Here is a 19,753-nt window from a genome sequence, read left to right on the forward strand (position 1 = left end):
TCAGGGCGTGGCTGCCACCACGGCTGTCGGATGCCTCCCTCGGACAATTCGGAGACCATGTGAACGAGCCCCACGGGTCGGTGGGACACCTGAGGGTCGACCTGCCCGGGCCACGCGGGACGGGTACCGGCCCCGGCCGCCCCGCTCCGGTGTCCGTTCTCACCGCAGGCGCGGCCTCGGTACTGGTCGTCGCCGGACTCGCCTGGAACGCGGGCGCGGCCGACTGGTTCGCTCATCCCGGCTTCCGTGCCTGGCAGACGGTCTGTGTCGCCATCACCGTTCAGGCCCTTCCGTTCCTCATCCTGGGCACACTGATCTCCGGGGCGGTCAACGCCTTCGTGCCGGCGCATGTGTTCGGCAAGGCACTCCCGCGCAGCCCCGCCCTCGCGGTGCCGGTGGCGAGCGCGGCCGGGATCGTGCTGCCGGGCTGCGAGTGCGCCTCGGTGCCTGTTGCCGGGAGTCTGATCCGGCGGGGTGTGACCCCGGCGGCCGCCTTCGCGTTCCTCCTGTCCGCCCCGGCGGTCAATCCGGTCGTTCTGGCCTCGACCGCAGTCGCCTTCCCGGGCAGCCCGGAGATGGTCGCCGCCCGGCTCATCGCCTCATTCGCCGTCTCCGTCGCGATGGGCTGGCTGTGGCTGAAGCTCGGGCGATCGGAGTGGCTGCGGATGCCGGTCCGGCACACCGGCCACCAGCACGGGCACAGCCGATGGGAGGAGTTCCGGCTCGGCTTCCAGCACGACTTCCTCCACGCCGGCGGGTTCCTCGTGCTCGGCGCCATGGCCGCGGCCACGTTCAACGTCGCCGTGCCGCGGTCGGTCCTCGACACGTTCTCGGCATCGCCCTGGCTGTCGGTCCTGTTCCTCGCCGCGCTCGCGATCGTCCTCGCCGTCTGCTCGGAGGCCGACGCCTTCGTCGCCGCCTCACTGACCGGCTTCTCGCCGACCGCCCGCCTGGCCTTCATGGTGGTCGGGCCCATGGTCGATGTGAAGCTCATCGCCTTGCAGGCGGGGACGTTCGGCCGGTCCTTCGCTCTCCGGTTCTCGGCGGCCACGGCCGTCGTCGCCGTCGTGTGCAGTGCCCTCGTCGGGTGGTGGCTGCTGTGAGGCGCACCTTCCAGCCGCTGCTGCTCCTGCTGATCGGCGCCGGGGTCCTGCGGGTGTCCCTGTTCAGCGACATCGGCCTGCGCTACGTGAAGGAAGAGCTGCAGCCGTTCCTGGTGGCGTCCGGGATCGTCCTCTGCGCACTGGGGGTGATCGGCGCCCGGTACGACGGACTTCCCGTCCTCTCACGTCCGCGGCACGCCGGTCCGCGTGCCGACGCCGCCCCGGAGTCGACGCACGGGCACGACCACTCCCACGGGCCTCGCGTCGCATGGCTACTACTGCCGCCCGCACTCGCCCTGCTCCTCTTCGCCCCGCCGGCCCTGGGCTCGTACAGCGCGACACGCGACAATCCGAAGATCGTCGAGGACTACGAGCACTTCGAACCGCTTCCCTCCCACGGCCCGGTCCCCCTGTCGCTGACCGAGTTCATCGCACGAGTGCAACAGCAGGAACAGCAGAACCTCAAGGGCCGCACCGTCCTCCTGCAGGGCTTCGTCACGCCCGGCGAGAACGGGACCTGGGATCTCACCAGGCTCCTCTTCTCCTGCTGCGCTGCCGACGCGCAGTCGTTGTCCGTCACGATGCACGGTGCGAAGGCACCGCCTGCCGACAGTTGGGTGCGGGTGACCGGAACCTGGCACCCGAGCGGCACCCTGGGTACCACGTCCGCGGCGTTGGCCCTCGACGTCACCACCATCCGGACGATCCCGGAACCACCGGTCCCGTACCTCGACCAGGCCCCTTCCCTCGACTGAGAGCGGGCACCGCACCGCATGGGCGCCACTGCTGGACCGACGGCGCTGCTCGCCGGCACCGCCGTCGTCTTCGTGACACACGAGATCAACTCCGCCGTGAAGCCCGTGGACCGGGTTCCGTATCCGGCTCAGGGCCGTTTCCGCATCGGACCGCCCGACGAGCTGATGACCACGTCCGCGCTGACCGAGCTGTACGGGACGCAGGTCGACGTCGTTCGCGTCGGGGACCGCGTTTCGTCGTCATCGGAGCGCCCGACACGACCACCGTCCACGACCATGCGGAGGCACCGGGCGGGGGCGGGCGTTCGTGAGCCAACGACACCCCACACCTGCCCCGCACGACCAGGTGGTACGCCAGTCCGGTCAGTTCGGCGGCGTCCCCGTGCCGCTCCCGCACCTCCCACGGTTCGCCGGCCCCGGCGACCGGGGTGCCGAAGCGGCTGCGGCGCGACAGCACCCGCGTACCGGCTCCGGCGTGCCCGCCGTCCGACTCGAACCCCGACAGCCGCGCCGGCACGTCCACCCTGCCGAGCCCGTGCGTCCGGACGAGATGCGCCAGTTGGTTCAGTTCGCCTGCCGAGTCCAGATTGACCGTCGCGCCCACCCGCGCCGCCAACCACAGGAAGTCCCGGTCCCTGGGTCCGGTGGCCATCACCCGATCACCCGTGAACCCGCAGCTCAGCGCGTGCCGTAGCTCTCCCCTGGGACGTCAGGGGCGCCCGCCCCGCACTCAACCCACGGTCAACCCCGCCCCTCCCGGGACAGGCAGCGGCGACTCGCTTTTGATAATGGCGACCATTTTCATGTAGCGTGGTGCGCAGTCCACCTCGCCCAGGAGAATGCCATGGCCGTACCCAAGCGGAAGATGTCCCGCAGCAACACCCGCCACCGCCGCGCCCAGTGGAAGGCCACCGCACCGCAACTGGTGCCGATCACCGTCGATGGCGCCAGCCACCTCGTACCCCAGCGCCTGGTCAAGGCTTACGAGCGCGGACTGCTGCGCCCGGAAGGCTGAGCGGTGCAGCACGACCGACTTCCCGTGACCGTTCTGTCCGGCTTCCTCGGAGCGGGCAAGACAACGCTGCTCAATCACGTTCTGAGCAACCGCGAGGGCCTGCGCGTCGCGGTCATCGTCAACGACATGAGCGAGATCAACATCGACGCCGCGCTCGTACGCGGCGGCGAGGCAGCCCTGTCGCGGACCGAGGAGCGCCTGGTCGAGATGACCAACGGGTGTATCTGCTGCACCCTGCGCGACGATCTGCTGGAGGAGGTGGACCGGCTCGCCCGCGAGGACCGATTCGACTACCTCCTCATCGAGTCCAGCGGAATCTCCGAGCCGATGCCCGTGGCAGCCACTTTCGCGTTTCCTCGCGACGACGGGGCCACCCTCGGCGACCTGGCCCGCCTGGACACCATGGTCACGCTCGTCGACGCCGCCAACTTCCTGCCGGAACTGGAAGGCGGGGACGGGCTCGCCGAACGCGGGCTCGACCAGTACGAGGACGACGAACGCACCGTCAGCGACCTGCTGATGGACCAGATCGAGTTCGCCGATGTGATCGTGCTCAACAAGCTGGATCTCGTCGACGAAGAGCAGGGCGCCCGGCTTCGCGCTACGCTCACTCGTCTCAACCCGGCGGCGCGGATCGTGACCGCCACCCACGGACGCGTGGCCCTCCAGGATGTGCTGGGCACAGGGCTGTTCGACCTGGAGCGTGCGCAACAGGCACCCGGCTGGGTCATGGAACTCAACGGCGATCATGTGCCGGAGACCGAGGAGTACGGCATCTCCAGCACCGTCTTCCGTTCCGCCCGGCCGTTCCACCCCGGCCGCCTGTGGACGTTCGTCACCGAAGGACTCGACAGCGGAGTCCACGGTCAGGTGCTGCGTTCCAAGGGCTTCTTCCGGCTCGCGAGCCGGCTGCTGGTGACCGGCCTGTGGTCGCAGGCCGGATCGGTCGCCCGCTTCGAGCCGTCCGGCACCCAGGACGCGGATACGCCCCAGGGCCAGGAGCTCGTCTTCATCGGCACCGGGCTGCGCCCCGACGCCCTGCACGCCGCACTCACCGACTGCCTCTTGGCGGAGGGTGAGGCACCGCCGACCGACGACCCGTTCCCCGCCTGGGACACCTACGGCATCGGCGGCGACACCTGCGAGCACGAGCACGCACATCCCGAACTCGTGGCGCAGAGCTGAGAACTCCGGGTTGGGCAGTGGTCGCAGCCACGGCACTGCCCAACCCGGTACACCCGCCCGCCTTCCACCGGAGGTGGAAGAGGCGTTGCAGCACGATCCATCCGAATCCGGCACGGCTGTAGGCGCGAAGGGGCGGCCGTGACCGAGCAGGGCGTGCGCCTTGGAACGGTCCAGGAGACAGAGTCGGCCCAGGAGGTGCCGACCACCGCGGTGGAGTACGTAGCCCAGCAGGTCAAGGTACCGCAGAGGCGTGGGCGGACCGGATCCGAAGTGGTCCGACACCCGTACCGACGCCGACCGGCGGGCGCTGTCCCCGCTGTTCTGGACGCACGTGAACCCCTACGGCCGGTTCGCGCTCGTTATGAACAGCCGCCTCGCACTGGACCTCACCGCCCGGGCTGCCGCGGTGCCCGGCCCGCGCACCCCACGGACTGTATCCGCAGAGGTGTCTACGTGACGGTGGCCGTCGCTTGGTGAAGGACAACTGATCAGGGAAGGCGGCCACTAGTGTCCTCAGCTATGACCGAACCGGCCTACCTGCATGCCACCCGCGTGGCCTACGACACCGTTGCCGAAAACTACGCCAAGCTCGTGCCTCCCGCGTTCGAGGACGACCTGTACGGCCGCGCGATGATAAGCACGTTCGCCGAACTCACGCGGACCGTCGACGCCGGGCCGGTCGCTGACCTCGGCTGCGGGCCCGGTCACGTGACGGCACACCTCCAATCCCTTGGGGTGACCGCGTTCGGCATCGACCTGTCCCCGGAGACGGTTGCGGTTGCCCGGCGCAGACATCCGGACCTGCAATTCGACGAAGGATCGATGACCAACCTGGACCTGGCTGACGGCAGCGTTGGCGGCGTCATCGCCTGGTACTCAATCGTGCACACCCCTCCGGAGCTGCTGCCGGCCGTGTTCGCAGAGTTCCACCGCGTGCTGGCTCCAGGCGGCCATCTGCTGATCGCCTTCAAGGCCGGTGACAGGCTCCGACACATGGAGAACGCATACGGGCATGAGCTGTCCCTCGACGTCTACTGGGTCTCTCCCGACCGCATCGCCGAGCTGCTGAGTCAGACCGGGCTGACGGTGGACGCCCGGCTGATCCGCGAGCCGAACGAGCAGGAGAAGCCCCGGCAAGGTCAGCAGGCGTACCTCCTGACCCGAAAGCCGGTGTAGCCGGGAACAAGAGCTGGCGATAGCCCGCCCCACCTGGCTGAACGCCCCGTCAAAGCAGGTGTGTTCAGCACTCGGGGACGGGGGTGCCCTGGTGGTAATAGAGCCGCCATCCGGTGTCGCCCTCGCCCTTGCGCCACAAGGAGCTGCGGTGGGCCCGGCGACCGGCGATGACGCTCTCGTACGTCAGGTGCACGAGGTCCGGGGCGAGGAGCACCCCGCGCATGCCGGAGGCCTCGATGCGCGGGCTGTCCACTCCGCCGTGCAGGGTACGCAGGGCCGCGACCATCTCCTCGTACGTCCAGCGCCGCCCGGAAGCGCCGACCTCGACGAACTCGGGGTCGAACAGCCGGACGCCGACGGCGGAGGCCCGGACGGCGGGGTCGTGCAGGCGAAGTTCACCGTCCTTCGCCGCGGCGAGCGCGGCCTGTTCCTCGGGGTTCTCATTAGTGTCGATCATGGACGCATCCTCTCCCGGCCCGGGAGTCCTCGGCAAAGGGTCTGCGGTTCCTCGTCCGTTGCCCATAGTGGAGAACATGGCATTCCGGGCCGCGGCGTGCCTGGTCGCCTCTGCAGTTGGGGTGCCGGTAAGAACGCTGTCACCAGCCGCAAACGAGGGTGTCACGTCCGGCGACGTGCGGCGGGGTCACGCTCGGCGACATGACGGGCGACGGCGTCGACGCCGGGGCGGGCGTACCGCTCCACGGAGCGGACGGAGGCGTGCCGGGAGCGGGCCAGCAGCATCGGGGTAGAGGTGCCACCCTCGGCGTCGTGTGTCAGGGCGCTGCGGCGGAGCCGGTGGAGTGTGAAGCCGTCCAGGTCCTCGATGTCCTCGGGTGAGGCGAGGGGGTTGGCCAGGAGTCGGGTGTTCTCCTCGAAGATCTCCTCGGCCCGGCGGTAGGAGAGCCGGGCACGGCCGGTCTCCGGGCACACGTCGAGCGTGGGTGTCCCGGCTGGAGCCTTGCGGTCGGTGAGGAACAGAGGGCCGGCGCCGCCCCCGGAGCAGCCCTGGCCGTGACCCCGCCGGGTCACGGCCAGGAGCTCCGCCCACTACGAGCGCGGCACGGTCACCAGGACGACTTGGTGACCCCCGGGAGGAAGCCGGCATGAGCCTGCTCACGCATGCGGACACGTGACAGGCCGAACTTCCGCAGGTGACCGCGGGGCCGCCCGTCCACGTTGTCCCGGTTGCGCACCCGGGTCGCACTCGCGTTGCGGGGCTGTCGCCGCAGCTCCTCCACGGCCTGCTGACGTTCGGCGTCGGAGGAGGACGGCCGTCGGATGACCTCCTTCAGCTCGGCACGCCGGGCCGCATACCGCTCGACGGTCGCCTTGCGCTTCTCATTCTGCGCGATCTTGCTCTTCTTGGCCATCAGACCTTCACTCCCCGGGCGCGGATTCGGGCCACCGCGGCCTCGATGCCGATGCTGTCGATGGTCTTGATCGCCTTGGCGCTGAGCGTCAGCCGGACGTACCGGCCCTCACTCGGCAGCCAGTACCGCTTGCGCTGGATGTTGGGGTCGAACCGGCGTGAGGTGCGCCGGTGCGAGTGGGAGATGGTGTTGCCGAAGCCCGGCTGAGCTCCGGTTAGTTGACAGTGGGCGGACAAGGTCCTACCTGCCTCTCGTCGGACGACTTCTTTTTGGTAATGGAAACCATTGCCATATAGTACCGCCCATGGCTCGCAACGAGGTACGCCCGATCATCAAGCTCCGCTCCACCGCGGGAACCGGCTACACGTACGTCACCCGCAAGAACCGCCGCAACGACCCCGACCGCATGGTCCTGCGCAAGTACGACCCGGTCGCCCGGCGCCACGTCGACTTCCGCGAGGAACGCTGACTCCCGCCGCCCCACACCTGCTGACCCGACCTGAAGGACGTCCCATGAAGCCCGGAATCCACCCCGCGTACGGTCCCGTCGTCTTCCGCGACCGGGCGGCGAATCACGCGTTCCTCACCCGCTCCACCATGACCAGCGACAAGACGGTCGTATGGGAGGACGGCAACACCTACCCCGTGGTCGACGTCGAGATCTCGAACGTGAGCCACCCCTTCTACACGGGGACCGCCCGTGTCCTGGACACCGCCGGGCGAGTCGAGCGGTTCGAGCGCCGCTACGGCCGACGCGGGGGCAACTGATGCGGAACGATGCCCGACTGCCTGTCGTGATCGTGGGCGGACTCCATTCCGACGCCCGCCAGGAGGTGGTGGACCGCCTCCTGCGCACCGTCCCCGGCAGCGTCGCACTCCACCACGACCTGGCCACGGCGGCCGAGGGCACCGTCCTGCGCCAGGTACGGGATGCCTCGGGCGAGCTGTCCCGCGGCGATGCCCCGCTTGTCAACGACTGCGCCTGCTGCGCGCTGCGCGAGGACCTGGTTCCCGAGTTGTTGCGCCTGGCCGACAGCGGTCTGACCCGGCTCGCCATCGTCGAGCTGTGGGACTCCGTCGAGCCCAAGGCGATGGCCGAGGTCGTCGTCGCGCACGGTGGCGGCGTCCTCGATCTCACCAATGTGATGACCGCCGTCGATCCCGGTCTCGTGCTCCCCTACCTCGCCAACGGCGACGACCTGGCCGAAGTCGGTCTCGCCGCCGCCACCACCGACCAGCGCACGGTCGGCGACACCTGGGCCCGTCAGCTGGAGTACGCGCCCGTGCTCGCCCTCGTCGACAGCGAGGAGGCCGACGACGAGGACCGCGCACTCCTTGCCCAACTCCACCCGACTGCCCGCCGGGTGGCCGCCGGGTCCGGTGAGGTCGCCGAGTTGGCCTTCGCCGGCTTCGACGTGGAAGCGGCGGCCGCCGCTCAGCACCCGGCCTGCGCCCTACTGCCCCAGGAGGCGGACGAAGCGGGAGTCGCCACCCTCGTCTGGCACTGCCGGCGCCCCTTCCACCCCGAACGCCTCTACCAGGCACTGGAAGACCTCTGCTGCGCCGCCGCGCGCAGTCGCGGGCGGTTCTGGCTCGCCGACCGCCCCGACGCCCTGCTCGCCTGGGACGCCGCCGGCGGAGCCCTGTGCGTGGAGAACGCGGGCCCATGGCTGGCTTCCCTGCCGGACGCCGCCTGGGACCTGGTCCCGCCCATGCGCCGAGCCGCTGCCGCACTGGACTGGCACCCGGAGCACGGCGACCGCTGCCAGCACCTGGTCTTCACCTCCCCCGGCCTCGACCGCGACGGGCTCCTACAAGTCCTCGAGTCCTGCCTGCTCACCGATGCCGAGTACGCCGCAGGGCCCGAGGCATGGGAGCACCTTCCGGCCGCGTTCGACTCCCTCCTCGACCCCGTCACATAGACCCCCGGCCGCGCAAGAGCCCGGCCCGCAACCCATCACAGAAGGAATACGCATGGCCCGCCGCCAAGACCCCCGCAAGCCGCTCAAGTCCCGCCCCAACCCCCTGGACGCGGCAGGGATCACCTACATCGACTACAAGGACCCCGACCTGCTGCGGAAGTTCATCTCCGACCGCGGCAAGATCCGCAGCCGCCGGGTCACCCGCGTCACGGCCCAGCAGCAGCGCCAACTTGCCACAGCGATCAAGAACGCCCGCGAAATGGCGTTGCTCCCGTACGCGAGCCGGTAGGGCTCGCCGCGGCGCGGATGGCGGGAGGTGTCGCACCACCACCGTGGCCCCACCTCTCGAGGAAGCGGCCGGCGTGCTCCCGGTTGATCGCCGGCCTCGCTCTCGTCCACGTGATCCTGGTGGCTCGGCACCGCTGACGGCGCTCGGGACGCGGGCCGGATGTCGCCGCCCCAACAAGGAGGTACAGCAGCCCGCTCAGCGCCGGTCCTCCGGGCCCGGCGACGGCGGCCGGATCAACCCGGCCCGCGGGCGGCCTGGAAGCGCTCCCTTCCGACGAGACCGTCCCGGCGAACCTCCCCTGCGGTCCGCGAAGGGAGTGGCCCCCGTCCGGCCGACGCCGCCGTCCCGGCCGTGATGGCGGGGGGATCGCGGTTCTCCGCGAACGGGGGCGGCCCTCGACCAGGTCGTTGCCGAGGGCCGCCCACGGGCCCGCACCGGTCACGGCAACGGGCAGGCGCCCTGCTGGTTCAGGGCTTGGTCACGAAGACGTGCGCGGCGGTGGGCACCGGGAGTTCGGCAGTCACCCGGCCGTTGCCGACCGTCACACCGCCGGGTGACGACGTCACGCTCACGACCGCGCCGGGCCGCAGTCCGGCGTACCGGAGGGCGTGTATCAGCCGGGAGTCGGCCTGAACCGATTCCCCGATGCGGTGCACGACCGCCCTGACGCCGTCCGGCCCGGTCCTCAGCTCGCCGAGACTGACCGTGGCGCCGACGTGGAGCGGACCGGTTGCGCCTTCCTCACCGAGTTCGGCCAGGCCAGGGATCGGGTTGCCGTACGGTGAGTGCGTCGGATTCCGCAGCAGTGCCAGGACGCGGCGTTCCACGGCCTCGCTCATCACGTGCTCCCAGCGGCAGGCCTCGGCGTGGATCTGCCCCCACTCCAGCCCGAGCACGTCGAGGAGCAGGCACTCCGCGAGCCGGTGCTTGCGCATGACACGAACAGCCAGTCGGCGGCCCTCTTCGCTCAGTTCGAGGTGCCGGTCGCCGGCCACGCGCAGCAGGCCGTTGCGCTCCATGCGGGCGACGGTCTGGCTGACCGTGGGGCCGCTGTGCCGCAGGCGCTCGGCGATGCGGGCGCGCAGTGGGACCACGCCTTCCTCCTCGAGCTCCAGGAGAGTGCGGAGGTACATCTCCGTGGTGTCGATGAGTCGGGACATGCCGGACGTCAGGCGGGCGTCTCGGCGGTGACGGTCAGCACCGCCCGGCCGAGGGTGTGGCCGGTCATGGTGAAGCCGAGGAGGGCAGGGGTGGCGTCGGCGGGGACTCCTATGGAGGCGACGTCGAGGGCGTGCACCACGACGAAGTAGCGGTGCGGGCCGTGCCCGGGCGGCGGTGCGGCGCCGATGTAGCGGGCCAGGCGGGCGTCGTTGGGCAGCTGGAAGGCACCTTCGGGGAGGCCCGCGCCGGTGTCGTCGCCGGCGCCCTCGGGCAGCTCGGTGACCGTGGCGGGGATGTCGGCGACCGCCCAGTGCCAGAACCCGGACCCGGTGGGAGCGTCGGGGTCGTAGACGGTGACGGCATAGCTCTCGGTGCCGCCAGGAGCGCCGCTCCAGGACAGCTGCGGGGAGAGGTCCTTTCCACCGGGCAGCGCGGAGGCGTGCTGCTCCGGCGGCCAGGCGGCCCCGTCGGCGACGGTGGTGCTGGTGACGGTGAAGGAGGCCGCTTCGGGGAGGCGGGCGAAGGGGTCGTTGGAGTGCATGGGCGTCTTTCCTCTCTGAGCTGTGCGCCGGGGTGGTGGTGGTGCGGTCGGCCATCGGCCCCGGGCGCGACGGAACGGCGTCGCCGGCGCCCTGCCGACCACCACGAAATCGACAGTAACACAGATAATCGATTATCTAGGGGATCGTCTACGCTGAGGACATGACTCGTACGGCTCACACCTCGGCTCCCGCCGGGAAGCAGATGCTCTCCGAACAGGTCTACGCGCACCTGCGAGACGCGATCCTGCGCGGTGACCACGCCCCTGGTGACCCGCTGAAACCGCAGGACCTCGCCAAGGAACAGGGGGTGAGTCTGGCCGTCGTACGCGAGGCGCTCGTGCGGGTGGTCGGCGAGGGCCTCGCCGACCGGCTGCCCAACCGCGGCTTCGCCGTCCCGGCCTTCTCCGACCGCCGCTGGCAGGAGATCGCGGAGGCCCGCCGGACCGTCGAACCCGTCGTACTCCGGATGTCCATCGAGCGCGGGGACGTCGACTGGGAGGCTCGCGTGCGCGCCGCCCACCACCGCCTGGCCCGCACCCCGGCGTACCTGCCGGAGGAGGGCGAGTACTACAGCAGCGCGTGGTCCGAGGCCCACCGGATCTTCCACCGAACGCTGCTGGAGGGGTGCGGCAACCCCGTCCTGCTCCAGACCTTCGACAGGTTGTGGACCGCGAGCGAACTGGCACGCCGCTGGTCGGCGCACCGCAACCCCGGCCGGGACGGGGCCCTGGAGCATCGCAGGCTGGAGAAGGCGGCGCTGGCCCGCGACGCCGACGCCGCGACCGAGCTCCTCATCCGGCACCTCACCCGGACCGCGGACGTCATGGCCGACCCCGTGTGAAGGTCAGTCAGGAATCACCGAAACAGATCGCGGTCACGCCACGAACCCGGGCGGTCAACCGGGTCCCCATCACCCGGCGTCCGCAACCGCCGCCGCAACGCCCGACTTTTCGGCCGGCACCGCGTCGACCGGCCCGAACGGTGGGATCTGTGCCAACTCGCCCATACGCCCAGGGCGAAGACGGCAGCGGCCACCGGGGCCTCGCGCGTGACGACACCGAATCCGACAGGCGGAGCCTCCGGCGCTGTGCACGGCTTGTCCGTGCGGCCGGTCGGTTCCACCGGGACTCCGCTTCCGGCGCCCGGTGCCGCTACGGAACGGACCCGACTTGCGACCGCCCTTGGCTTCCCGGCCTTGCCCTTCGGACCAGCGGAAACTCGGCCCGACCGGGCACACTCCCCCTCGGGTGGGACCGTCGGAGGGGATTGAACTCTCCGCTGGGATGTGCTTAGTTCATTGCAGCCCGCCACAGCGAGCTCCGCCGGACCGGAACGCCGAGTCCTGCCACCGACCGACGGGAACAGCAGACGCGAAAGCGCCGCAGGCAGGAGCGGGGGACCCGAAGTCTTCCGCCAGACCGACGACCGTACGCAGTGCCGCACCGGAACGGACCACCGAAGCACTGGCACGTTCGACGGTGTGGCTCGGGGTGAAGCCGAGGAGTCGCGCATCACGCGGCCCGGCCGGGCAACTCACGTCCGAACCCGACAGCTAACCTCGTAGGCATCGGTGAGGACGCACATCATGGGCAAGCCTGCCGCCAATTCCCCGAAGCCCGAACCTGGATCGCTCTCCCTGCCCCGGCCGCGTCCGGCGGGCGGGGCATCGTCAGTGACCACCAGGGGCCGGAAGCCTGACCCGCAGCCCGACCTCGTACCCGCGGATCCCGACAACCACTGGAGTGTGCGCGCGGCGTGCCTGAACGTCGATCCCGACGCACTGTTCGTCCGGGGTGCCGCGCAGAACTTCAGCAAGGGCGTCTGCGCCGGCTGCACCGTACTCGTGGAGTGCCTTGCCTACGCTCTCGACGAGCGCATCGAGCACGGTGTCTGGGGTGGTATGACCGAGCGTCAGCGCCGTGCGCTGCTGCGGCGCCGGCCGGAGGTGGCCTCCTGGCGACACCTGCTGGAGTCCGCTCGCACGGAACACCGGCGTCGGGCCGATACGGCCCCCTGCACCCCGGCCTGACCCGTCGAGCACGGGGCCCGGATCCCGCTTGCCGGCGAAGCAGGGCGCCGGCACCGGGAACGGCCCCGACGACGCCGGGCCAACGGAAAGCCGTACCGGCCTGAGGCATCGGCGCGTACGCCGGCACCGTGGTGTCGGCGTACGCGTGAACGGTTCGTCGCGGTCCGCTGATCCTGTCGGGAGGCGCCGGGACTCACCGAGTCAGGACCTCGTCCTCTCGCACCTCCGCATCGCGGGCGAGCACGGCGATGTCATCTGCACCGGACGGCGCCGCTCTTGGCATGCACCGCTTGTCACCACTCCACGCGCGGACTTCCGAGAAGGTCCCGACGGGGCTCTGTGTTTCACCCCCTCTTCCTTCCGCGGGCCCACCGTCGTCAGGAGGCACTCGCCGCGGGGAGAGGCGACGCCCCCGTGGCCCCGACCGGCCGGGTCCCCCAGCGTTCGTCGCCCACCCCGGAGCTCTCCTTGAGCACCAACTGCCGCACTTCGTCGGAGGAAGTGGCGACGGGGACGATGACCTGGTCGGATTGCGGCTTGGAGTGGATCGCCCCGTTCTCACTGATGACGAAGGTCATCCGCGATCGCTTGTCCGGGTCGTCGGACGTGCAGGGCCGGATCCCGACGACCGCGCTGTCTCCGCCGACCTTGAGGCAGAAGTCGGAGTCGGCCTCGTTGTGCAGGTGTCCGTCGGTGTCGAAGGTCCATCGTTGGGTCGCCCCGGAGCCGCACGGCGCGGCGACGGCACTGACACGTTTGTCCACCACCTGGTTCTCCACGTCCAGGCAGAGCCCGGTGGACGCATGCACGATCTGGGAGGGCGTGCCGACGGGTACCGGCGCGGGTGCCTCCCGGCCCGGATCCGTATTCGGACCGCCCGATGGGGTTCCGTCGGCGGAGCGGGAGGGCGTGGAGGACGGAGACGGGTCGGCCGGCCGACTCGGCTGGGGGCGCACAAGACCGCTGACGTTCCAGCTCTCGGGCAGGACGTCGTGAGAGGCGACCGCGGCGACCGCGGCCACGGCGACCATCGCGGCCATGCCGCCGGCGGCCTTGACGGTCCGGTGTCCCGGGACGGATCGATGCGCGGGCCCGGGACGGCCGGGACCGTTGGAGACCTCGCCGAGTGCGGCATGAACGTCGAGCCGGCTCTCCCGTCCGCCGGCGCCGGGCTCAGTGCCCTGCTCGAGCGGCTTCGTCTCAGGGGTGCCGCGCGTGGGGACGCGCTCGGTGTAGGCGCCGCCGCCCCACATCAGCAGCCCCTCGGCCAGCAGGGTCCGTGGACTCCCGGACAGTCCCGTGAGTCCGGACAGCAGGACCCCGCAGTCGACGCAGCGGGTCAGATGTGCGGCCAGGTCCGGGTGCCGGTCGCCGCCCCGCGCCTGCGCGGCGGCTTCGATGATGCGCTTGAACCCACGGCACTCCGCTGTGCCGCGGCGCGACAAGTGCTCCTGCGCATAGGCATCCCGCATGGCGACCTGCGCCTTGGCTGCGAGATCGGGCACGGCACCCGAGGTGGTGCCCAGGTGTGTGGCGACTTCGGAGTACGGCTCGTCGTCGACGACCGCGTACCACAGGGCGGACCGCAGCCGCTCGGGCAACTGGTAGAAGGCACTGATCATGGCGTTGGGGGACTTGGATCCCCTGCTGACGTCCGCCGTGTGCACCCAGGCCAGGAAGTCGGGTCTCAGCCATTCCCGTCGTTCGTCCGCGGCCCAGTCGAGCGCGGCTTCGCCTACGTGTGTCAGCGCGTGATGACGCCAGGTCCCTGACGGATCGACCCCTTCACAGACTTCCTCCACCGCCCGGAAGAACGCCTCGTCGGCGAGCTGCCTGCCGGACGGGGCGCTGACGGTGAAGAGCTGCGCGTAGCCCGCGACGACGGGCAGGTGTCTCCGCTGCAGCTCCCGGACGGCCGGCCGTTCGGCCTCGGTACGGGATCGCAGGCGCTCGACGAGGTCGGCCTCCGAGAGAAGACCGGGGATCGCCCCTTCCCGGGGAATGTGTTCGTCTTCGGTGTCCGAACGCGTCATCGCAGGGCCTCGCTTCCTCGATCTCCCACGCCAGGTGGGCAAGAGCCCACGTGGCACGAGAACGTCCTGGCACGACCGGGCCTCCACCCGGCCTGAGGGTGATCCCGCAAAGAGGGCACAACCTTCATACGGAGCCGGCATGCGCACTGTTCAGCGTCACCCGGTCTGTCAATCGAACGCCCCTGTCGCGCATGCGGCGGTGACGGAGCGAGCTGCCGTCCGAGGAGGATGCGACGGCGAAGTGGGGCGAGGTCGTCGGGCCTGGTGAGGATCATCCAGCGAGCCGAGGCGGGACGTGCGGCAGCGTTCGGCGCACGTACCGCCTCTGTCGAGGACTCGGGCAGGAGCCTGTGGCAGCCCGTGAAGCCGAAGGCCTCGCTCGACGAGGGCGCTCGGGCCATCGGTCTGCCGCACCGGACCGCACCTGCCCTGTCGGATCGCGACCCTAACGGCTGCCGCGAGACCCCGCTCGAAGCCGTCGACGCGACGATGGTCGTACCGCGGACCGGCCCCGGACCAGGTGCCGTAGGGCGACGACTGCCTGCAGGGCGGCGGCCGGGCGCAGCAGGACGGGGCGGGGCCGCTCGGGCATGGCTCCGCGGCGCAGCGCGACGCCGGTGACGGTGACGACGGGCAGCGCCCAGGCGGCGATGGCCGCCGTCCGTACGGTGCGGCTGGGTTCGTGGCGCAGGGTGAACCACACCCAGAACGCGGCGTCCGCGAAGGTGTCGGCGTAGTCACCGAAGGGGGAGGTCGTGCCCTGATGGCGGGCGAGGCGGCCGTCGGCGAGGTCGAGGCCGATCGCCAGGACCCCGGAGCCCCTGCCGGATCCGCCGGGCAGGGCGGGGAGGTTGGCACGCAGCAGCGTCACGAGGTCCGCGGCGGCCAGGCGGTCTCGGTCCTCCAGCAGTCCCAGGTGCGAGACGGCGAGGCCCCAGCCGGCGACCACCCAGCTCCGTCCGGGCCGCCTGCCGGCCGCCAGCGCGTACAGGACGCAGTGCAGGGCGGTGAGCTCGACCAGGGCCCTCGGACGCCGGACGGCCTGGCGCAGCGACCGGTGCGCGGCCCGCCCGAGGAAACACACGACGGCTTCCGGGGCGAAGCGGTCTTCACGCAGACCGGCCAGCAGCGCGTTCGTCGCCGCACGGCTGCCGGCCGGCTCGGAAACGGACTCCACGTTCAATGGTCCTCCACCACGGGGAACGGCGCCCAGAGTAGGGGGCAACGCGCCGGAAGGTCGGTGAGCGCGCTCACCGATCGACGGACGTTCACGGCCTAGCGTCGTAGGTGCGACAGGAACGGACGTGCGGAGAGGATCGGGCTCATGGCGTGGATCGGTGCTCTGGGGGCGGTAACCGTGGCGGGCGCGGCGGGTGGGTATCTCGGGCTGGTGACCGGGGCACTGCCGCTGGACTTGGGCGTGGGGCGGCGCGCACGTCCGCTCGGACCGCAGACCGTCGACATCGCGGCACCGCGTGAGGTGGTCTTCGACGTCATCGCCCAGCCGTATCTGGGACGGGCTACCCGAGCGATGCGCGAGAAGGTCACGGTGCTGGAACGGGGCAGCGACATGGTGCTCGCCGCCCATCGCACCCCGGTGGCGGGCGGGCGGCTGACGGCGACGACGGTGGAGACCGTGCGGTTCACCCGCCCGGAGCGCGTCGACTTCCGTCTGGTGCGCGGGCCGGTGCCCGCCGTCACCGAATCGTTCACCCTCACCGGGCACGGGTCCGGCACGCGGCTGGTCTACGCGGGTGAACTCGCCACGGATCTGTGGCGGGCCGGGCAATGGTGGGGCGGCCTGGTCGCCCCGCGGTGGGAGGCGACCGTCGCGGCCTCCCTGGGCACGGTCCGACGAGAGGCGGAGCGACGCTCGGCTCTGCGGTGATCGGCTTGCCGTGGAGTGCGGCGGGCCGACTGCGGAGACGGCGAACAGTGCGGTCCTGCGGTGGCGGCGAGGGCGGCGCGTACCTGCCGGGGCGCGGCAGCGGGTGCCGCTCCGGACACCGCCCATCCGGTGGCGCGGGCTCGCGCGGGGGGCGAACATCGCCCTCGCCCTCGAACGTGCCGGGTGCGGGGTGGTGGTTCGGTGAGCGCGCTTGCGGTTCTCGCCCCGGTCGGGAGCCTACGGTCGGACCATGGTGCTGAGGATCGTGCTCGGGACGAGGCACACGGCGATGGGCGTCGCCCGCTTCGGGATCCCCCTGACCCAGCGGCTGGGCTGGTCCGTGCTGCTCCAGGACGCCCTGACCCTGCTCTGCGCCCCCTTGCTGTTCCGCTCCTCCCGCACCGCGGCCGCTCCCGCGCACACCGACCGAAAGGGGGTGAGGGGCGGTGCCGGCAGCCGGTGATCGTTCCGACTCTCGGTGGCCCGGCGGTGGCCGCGCCCGCCGTGCGCCGGGCCGGAGGAGCGCTCCCGACCGTCGCGGCCCCACCCGCATCGCAGGCGGGCGAGCAGCCCGATCGTGAAGACCCCCGATGAGTGAAGGAAGCCCGTCAATGGAGGAGTTCCGCATGACCCAGCCAGCCGCACCCCGGCACAAGGCGGACCGCGACGAGGTGTTCGTGGAGTTCACCAAGTCCATCTGCCCGCTCTGCAAGACACCGGTCGATGCGCAGGTCAACATCCGCAAGGACAAGGTCTATCTGCGGAAGCGGTGCGGTGAGCACGGTGAGTTCGAGGCTCTGGTCTACGGGGATGCCGAGGAGTACCTGTCCTCGGCCCGGTTCAACAAGCCCGGTACCATCCCCCTCGCCTTCCAGACCGAGGTGAAGGACGGCTGCCCCAGCGACTGCGGGCTCTGCCCGGAGCACAAGCAGCACGCCTGCCTGGGGATCGTCGAGGTCAACACCGGCTGCAACCTTGACTGCCCGATCTGCTTCGCCGACTCCGGCCACCAGCAGGACGGCTACTCCATCACCCGTGAGCAGTGCGCCCGGATGCTCGACGCGTTCGTGGAGTCCGAGGGGGAGGCGGAGGTGGTGATGTTCTCCGGCGGCGAGCCCACCATCCACAAGCACATCCTCGACTTCATCGACCTGGCCCAGGCCCGCCCGATCAGGAACGTCAACCTCAACACCAACGGGATCCGCCTGGCCACCGACAAGGACTTCGTCGCCGAACTCGGCAAGCGCAACCAGGTGCCGGGCAAGTCGGTCAACGTCTACCTGCAGTTCGACGGCTTCGACGAGCGCACCCACAGGGAGATCCGGGGCCGTGACCTGCGTGCGTTCAAACAGCGGGCTCTGGACAACTGCGCCGGGGCGGGCCTGACCGTCACGCTCGTCGCCGCCGTCGAGCGCGGGCTGAACGAGCACGAGCTCGGGGCGATCATCGAGTACGGCATCGACCATCCCGCCGTACGGTCCGTGGCCTTCCAGCCGGTCACCCACTCCGGACGGCACATGGAGTTCGACCCGCTGGACCGGCTCACGAACCCCGACGTCATCCGCCTCATCAACGCCCAGCGCCCGGACTGGTTCCGGAAGGGCGACTTCTTCCCCGTGCCCTGCTGCTTCCCGACCTGCCGCTCCATCACCTATCTGCTGGTCGACGGCGAGCCGGGCGACCGAACGGTTGTGCCCATCCCGCGGCTGCTCAACGTCGAGGACCACCTCGACTACGTCACCAACCGGGTCATGCCCGACACCGGGATCCGCAAGGCCCTGGAGAAGCTGTGGTCGGCCTCCGCCTTCATGGGCACCCCCACGACCGCGGAGGAACTGCGGGCCACCGCCGAGGCCTTGGGCTGCACCGGGAACACCTCCCGAGCCGGGGGCTACGGAGGAGCCTGCGGCATCGACCTCCCCGAGGCGGTGAAGGACCTCGACGACAAGGCGTTCATGGTGGTCGTGCAGGATTTCCAGGACCCCTACACCCTCAACGTCAAGCAGCTGATGAAGTGCTGCGTCGAGGAGATCACCCCGGACGGACGCCTCATCCCCTTCTGCGCCTACAACTCCGTCGGCTACCGCGAACAGGTCCGGGCGCAGATGTCCGGCGTCCCCGTCGCCCCGGTCGCGCCGAACGCCCTGCCGCTCGCCGAACGCCTCACCACGACGCCGTACGGCTCCAAGACCGCGACCAACACCCCCGGTGAAGAAGGGACGCTCCCGTCATGACTCAGCCGCCCACCGGTGAGGAACTGAAAGCGTGCTGCGCCGCCGCGTACTCCTCCGACGTCGTCTCCCTGCTTCTCGGCGAGTCCTACCATCCCGGCGGCACCACCCTGACCCGCCGCCTCGCCGACGGCCTCGGCCTGACCCCGCGGGCACGGGTCCTCGATGTCGCCTCCGGCCGCGGCACCACCGCCCTGCTCCTCGCCGACGCCTACGGCGCCGACGTCGACGGCGTGGACTACGCGCCGGCGAACGCCGCCCTCGCCCAGGGCACCGCCCAGGCAGCGGGCCTGGCCGACCGGGCACGTTTCACCACGGGGGACGCCGAGCACCTGCCGTACCCCGACGGCGTCTTCGACGCCGTGGTGTGCGAGTGCGCCCTGTGCACCTTCCCCGACAAGGCACGGGCGGCAACCGAGTTCGCGCGAGTCCTGCGGCCCGGTGGCCGCCTCGGCATCACCGACGTCACGGTCGATCCCACCCGGCTTCCGCCCGCGCTCACCGGCCTCGGCGCCCGCATCGCCTGCATCGCCGACGCCCGGCCGCTCGAGGAGTACACCGGGATCCTGGCCGGCGCGGGGCTGCGCACGCTCCGTACCGAGCGCGCCGACCAGGCGCTGGTGCGGATGATCGACCAGATCGAGGCCCGGCTGAACCTGCTGCGCATGACCGCGCCGGCTCGCCTCACCGCCGCGGGCGTCGATCTCGAGTCCGCCGCTGCCGTCCTGGGAGCCGCCCGTTCGGCGGTCGCGGACGGTGTTCTCGGCTACGCGCTGCTGATCGCCGAACGCACGCCGCGGTAGCGGGCGGGACGGCAGCGCCACGACGCGAGCTCTGAGCCCTGAAGGGGCCGACGACAGCTCCTCGGTCTCCGGCCTCATCCCGTAGTTGAGAGAAGACACCCATCCGATGCCTCGTTCCCCTGGTGACGGTGGTGACGGTTCCCTGCACACACCCCCGGCGAGCAACGGCAACCGGACGCCGCGCGGGACCACCGGCGCGTGGGTGAGGGCGGTCGCGCACCTGCCCCCACCACCCTGACCAGCGTCGGCGG

Annotated in this window: 23 protein-coding genes, 1 pseudogene and 1 riboswitch; of the genes and pseudogenes, 15 read left to right on the plus strand and 9 right to left on the minus strand. The window is 70.9% G+C overall.

Annotation, left to right across the window (positions count from 1 at the left end):
• Positions 1 to 59: 59 nt before the first annotated feature.
• Entirely contained in the window at positions 60 to 1,103 is a 1,044-nt protein-coding gene (locus O7595_RS01895; protein ID WP_269726966.1) for a permease, read from the plus strand.
• The gene (locus O7595_RS01900) at positions 1,100 to 1,858 is read left to right on the plus strand and encodes a TIGR03943 family putative permease subunit (protein WP_269726967.1); all 759 of its coding nucleotides are present in this window, start codon (positions 1,100 to 1,102) and stop codon (positions 1,856 to 1,858) included. The genes O7595_RS01895 and O7595_RS01900 overlap by 4 nt, the downstream gene beginning before the upstream one ends.
• Before the next feature lie 331 nt (positions 1,859 to 2,189).
• Here O7595_RS01900 and O7595_RS01910 read toward each other — a convergent pair.
• Positions 2,190 to 2,558: pseudogene (locus tag O7595_RS01910) on the minus strand (Y4yA family PLP-dependent enzyme); the annotation flags it as partial.
• A gap of 144 nt (positions 2,559 to 2,702) precedes the next feature.
• On the opposite strand from O7595_RS01910, the gene rpmF reads away from it, so the two are divergent.
• The 3 genes from rpmF (at position 2,703) to O7595_RS01925 (ending at position 5,234) form a co-directional block, all read left to right on the plus strand.
• Positions 2,703 to 2,873 carry a 50S ribosomal protein L32 gene (gene rpmF, locus O7595_RS01915; protein WP_269726968.1) on the plus strand — a complete coding sequence of 57 codons (171 nt, stop codon included), beginning with the start codon at positions 2,703 to 2,705 and terminating at the stop codon, positions 2,871 to 2,873.
• A 3-nt stretch (positions 2,874 to 2,876) separates the two neighbouring features.
• Positions 2,877 to 4,058, plus strand: coding sequence for a GTP-binding protein (locus O7595_RS01920; RefSeq protein ID WP_269726969.1), 1,182 nt, complete (start codon positions 2,877 to 2,879; stop codon positions 4,056 to 4,058).
• A gap of 519 nt (positions 4,059 to 4,577) precedes the next feature.
• Positions 4,578 to 5,234 (plus strand): class I SAM-dependent methyltransferase, encoded by a 657-nt coding sequence (locus O7595_RS01925; RefSeq protein WP_269726970.1) that lies wholly within the window; start codon positions 4,578 to 4,580, stop codon positions 5,232 to 5,234.
• Positions 5,235 to 5,298: 64 nt separating this feature from the next.
• On the opposite strand, the gene O7595_RS01930 is transcribed toward O7595_RS01925, so the two are convergent.
• The 4 genes from O7595_RS01930 to rpmB all read right to left on the minus strand — a co-directional run bounded on the left by O7595_RS01930 (position 5,299) and on the right by rpmB (position 6,840).
• Positions 5,299 to 5,691: a nuclear transport factor 2 family protein gene (locus O7595_RS01930; protein WP_269726971.1), complete on the minus strand. Its 393-nt coding sequence runs from the start codon at positions 5,689 to 5,691 to the stop codon at positions 5,299 to 5,301.
• A 161-nt stretch (positions 5,692 to 5,852) separates the two neighbouring features.
• Positions 5,853 to 6,263, minus strand: a complete 411-nt coding sequence (locus O7595_RS01935; protein ID WP_269726972.1) for a site-specific integrase — start codon at positions 6,261 to 6,263, stop codon at positions 5,853 to 5,855.
• A gap of 35 nt (positions 6,264 to 6,298) precedes the next feature.
• Positions 6,299 to 6,604 carry a 30S ribosomal protein S14 gene (gene rpsN, locus O7595_RS01940; protein ID WP_269726973.1) on the minus strand — a complete coding sequence of 102 codons (306 nt, stop codon included), beginning with the start codon at positions 6,602 to 6,604 and terminating at the stop codon, positions 6,299 to 6,301.
• Positions 6,604 to 6,840, minus strand: a complete 237-nt coding sequence (gene rpmB / locus O7595_RS01945) for a 50S ribosomal protein L28 (RefSeq protein WP_269726974.1) — start codon at positions 6,838 to 6,840, stop codon at positions 6,604 to 6,606. Before rpmB ends, rpsN begins: the two co-directional genes overlap by 1 nt.
• Before the next feature lie 68 nt (positions 6,841 to 6,908).
• Between rpmB and rpmG the strand changes: the two genes are divergently transcribed.
• The 4 genes from rpmG to rpsR are packed head-to-tail and all read left to right on the plus strand — an operon-like array spanning position 6,909 to position 8,815.
• Positions 6,909 to 7,073 carry a 50S ribosomal protein L33 gene (rpmG, locus tag O7595_RS01950; protein WP_269726976.1) on the plus strand — a complete coding sequence of 55 codons (165 nt, stop codon included), beginning with the start codon at positions 6,909 to 6,911 and terminating at the stop codon, positions 7,071 to 7,073.
• Between the two features lie 44 nt (positions 7,074 to 7,117).
• Positions 7,118 to 7,372, plus strand: a complete 255-nt coding sequence (locus tag O7595_RS01955; RefSeq protein ID WP_269726977.1) for a type B 50S ribosomal protein L31 — start codon at positions 7,118 to 7,120, stop codon at positions 7,370 to 7,372.
• Positions 7,372 to 8,526, plus strand: a complete 1,155-nt coding sequence (locus O7595_RS01960; RefSeq protein WP_269726978.1) for a CobW family GTP-binding protein — start codon at positions 7,372 to 7,374, stop codon at positions 8,524 to 8,526. Before O7595_RS01955 ends, O7595_RS01960 begins: the two co-directional genes overlap by 1 nt.
• A 52-nt stretch (positions 8,527 to 8,578) precedes the next feature.
• The gene (gene rpsR, locus O7595_RS01965; RefSeq protein WP_269726979.1) at positions 8,579 to 8,815 is read left to right on the plus strand and encodes a 30S ribosomal protein S18; all 237 of its coding nucleotides are present in this window, start codon (positions 8,579 to 8,581) and stop codon (positions 8,813 to 8,815) included.
• Between the two features lie 467 nt (positions 8,816 to 9,282).
• Here rpsR and O7595_RS01970 read toward each other — a convergent pair whose 3' ends face one another.
• Together O7595_RS01970 and O7595_RS01975 are read right to left on the minus strand one after the other, a co-directional pair.
• A complete protein-coding gene (locus tag O7595_RS01970) occupies positions 9,283 to 9,975 on the minus strand; it encodes a metal-dependent transcriptional regulator (RefSeq protein WP_269726980.1) in 693 nt (230 codons plus the stop codon).
• A gap of 8 nt (positions 9,976 to 9,983) precedes the next feature.
• Entirely contained in the window at positions 9,984 to 10,517 is a 534-nt protein-coding gene (locus O7595_RS01975) for a YbhB/YbcL family Raf kinase inhibitor-like protein (RefSeq protein WP_269726981.1), read from the minus strand.
• Positions 10,518 to 10,678: 161 nt separating this feature from the next.
• On the opposite strand from O7595_RS01975, the gene O7595_RS01980 reads away from it, so the two are divergent.
• Both O7595_RS01980 and O7595_RS01985 read left to right on the plus strand, forming a co-directional pair.
• Complete coding sequence (locus tag O7595_RS01980; protein ID WP_269726982.1) at positions 10,679 to 11,359, plus strand: GntR family transcriptional regulator; 681 nt, start codon at positions 10,679 to 10,681, stop codon at positions 11,357 to 11,359.
• 526 nt (positions 11,360 to 11,885) lie between these two features.
• Positions 11,886 to 12,100, plus strand: a riboswitch (cyclic di-AMP (ydaO/yuaA leader).
• A 162-nt stretch (positions 12,101 to 12,262) separates the two neighbouring features.
• Complete coding sequence (locus O7595_RS01985; RefSeq protein WP_269732332.1) at positions 12,263 to 12,547, plus strand: WhiB family transcriptional regulator; 285 nt, start codon at positions 12,263 to 12,265, stop codon at positions 12,545 to 12,547.
• Between the two features lie 377 nt (positions 12,548 to 12,924).
• On the opposite strand, the gene O7595_RS01990 is transcribed toward O7595_RS01985, so the two are convergent.
• Both O7595_RS01990 and O7595_RS01995 read right to left on the minus strand, forming a co-directional pair.
• A complete protein-coding gene (locus tag O7595_RS01990) occupies positions 12,925 to 14,580 on the minus strand; it encodes a ricin-type beta-trefoil lectin domain protein (RefSeq protein WP_269726983.1) in 1,656 nt (551 codons plus the stop codon).
• A gap of 445 nt (positions 14,581 to 15,025) precedes the next feature.
• Positions 15,026 to 15,757 carry a CDP-alcohol phosphatidyltransferase family protein gene (locus O7595_RS01995; protein ID WP_269726984.1) on the minus strand — a complete coding sequence of 244 codons (732 nt, stop codon included), beginning with the start codon at positions 15,755 to 15,757 and terminating at the stop codon, positions 15,026 to 15,028.
• Between the two features lie 147 nt (positions 15,758 to 15,904).
• Between O7595_RS01995 and O7595_RS02000 the strand changes: the two genes are divergently transcribed.
• From O7595_RS02000 to O7595_RS02015, 4 genes are all read left to right on the plus strand, one after another.
• Positions 15,905 to 16,468, plus strand: a complete 564-nt coding sequence (locus O7595_RS02000) for an SRPBCC family protein (RefSeq protein ID WP_269726985.1) — start codon at positions 15,905 to 15,907, stop codon at positions 16,466 to 16,468.
• A gap of 250 nt (positions 16,469 to 16,718) precedes the next feature.
• Positions 16,719 to 16,931, plus strand: a complete 213-nt coding sequence (locus O7595_RS02005) for a hypothetical protein (protein WP_269726986.1) — start codon at positions 16,719 to 16,721, stop codon at positions 16,929 to 16,931.
• A 163-nt stretch (positions 16,932 to 17,094) separates the two neighbouring features.
• The gene (locus O7595_RS02010; protein ID WP_269726987.1) at positions 17,095 to 18,702 is read left to right on the plus strand and encodes a radical SAM protein; all 1,608 of its coding nucleotides are present in this window, start codon (positions 17,095 to 17,097) and stop codon (positions 18,700 to 18,702) included.
• Positions 18,699 to 19,502 (plus strand): class I SAM-dependent methyltransferase, encoded by an 804-nt coding sequence (locus O7595_RS02015; protein WP_269726988.1) that lies wholly within the window; start codon positions 18,699 to 18,701, stop codon positions 19,500 to 19,502. Before O7595_RS02010 ends, O7595_RS02015 begins: the two co-directional genes overlap by 4 nt.
• Positions 19,503 to 19,753 lie beyond the last annotated feature (251 nt).

The organism is Streptomyces sp. WMMC940, from assembly GCF_027460265.1.
Taxonomy (GTDB): Bacteria; Actinomycetota; Actinomycetes; order Streptomycetales; family Streptomycetaceae; genus Streptomyces.

What these genes read in the sequence shown, in the direction of transcription:
- rpmF (WP_269726968.1), top strand. Translation starts at nt 2,703, where the DNA reads ATGGCCGTACCCAAGCGGAAGATGTCCCGCAGCAACACCCGCCACCGC.
- O7595_RS01925 (WP_269726970.1), top strand. Translation starts at nt 4,578, where the DNA reads ATGACCGAACCGGCCTACCTGCATGCCACCCGCGTGGCCTACGACACC.
- O7595_RS01930 (WP_269726971.1), bottom strand. Translation starts at nt 5,691, where the DNA reads ATGATCGACACTAATGAGAACCCCGAGGAACAGGCCGCGCTCGCCGCG.
- rpsN (WP_269726973.1), bottom strand. Translation starts at nt 6,604, where the DNA reads ATGGCCAAGAAGAGCAAGATCGCGCAGAATGAGAAGCGCAAGGCGACC.
- rpmG (WP_269726976.1), top strand. Translation starts at nt 6,909, where the DNA reads ATGGCTCGCAACGAGGTACGCCCGATCATCAAGCTCCGCTCCACCGCG.
- O7595_RS01955 (WP_269726977.1), top strand. Translation starts at nt 7,118, where the DNA reads ATGAAGCCCGGAATCCACCCCGCGTACGGTCCCGTCGTCTTCCGCGAC.
- O7595_RS01960 (WP_269726978.1), top strand. Translation starts at nt 7,372, where the DNA reads ATGCGGAACGATGCCCGACTGCCTGTCGTGATCGTGGGCGGACTCCAT.
- rpsR (WP_269726979.1), top strand. Translation starts at nt 8,579, where the DNA reads ATGGCCCGCCGCCAAGACCCCCGCAAGCCGCTCAAGTCCCGCCCCAAC.
- O7595_RS01970 (WP_269726980.1), bottom strand. Translation starts at nt 9,975, where the DNA reads ATGTCCCGACTCATCGACACCACGGAGATGTACCTCCGCACTCTCCTG.
- O7595_RS01975 (WP_269726981.1), bottom strand. Translation starts at nt 10,517, where the DNA reads ATGCACTCCAACGACCCCTTCGCCCGCCTCCCCGAAGCGGCCTCCTTC.
- O7595_RS01980 (WP_269726982.1), top strand. Translation starts at nt 10,679, where the DNA reads ATGACTCGTACGGCTCACACCTCGGCTCCCGCCGGGAAGCAGATGCTC.
- O7595_RS01990 (WP_269726983.1), bottom strand. Translation starts at nt 14,580, where the DNA reads ATGACGCGTTCGGACACCGAAGACGAACACATTCCCCGGGAAGGGGCG.
- O7595_RS02000 (WP_269726985.1), top strand. Translation starts at nt 15,905, where the DNA reads ATGGCGTGGATCGGTGCTCTGGGGGCGGTAACCGTGGCGGGCGCGGCG.
- O7595_RS02005 (WP_269726986.1), top strand. Translation starts at nt 16,719, where the DNA reads ATGGTGCTGAGGATCGTGCTCGGGACGAGGCACACGGCGATGGGCGTC.
- O7595_RS02010 (WP_269726987.1), top strand. Translation starts at nt 17,095, where the DNA reads ATGACCCAGCCAGCCGCACCCCGGCACAAGGCGGACCGCGACGAGGTG.
- O7595_RS02015 (WP_269726988.1), top strand. Translation starts at nt 18,699, where the DNA reads ATGACTCAGCCGCCCACCGGTGAGGAACTGAAAGCGTGCTGCGCCGCC.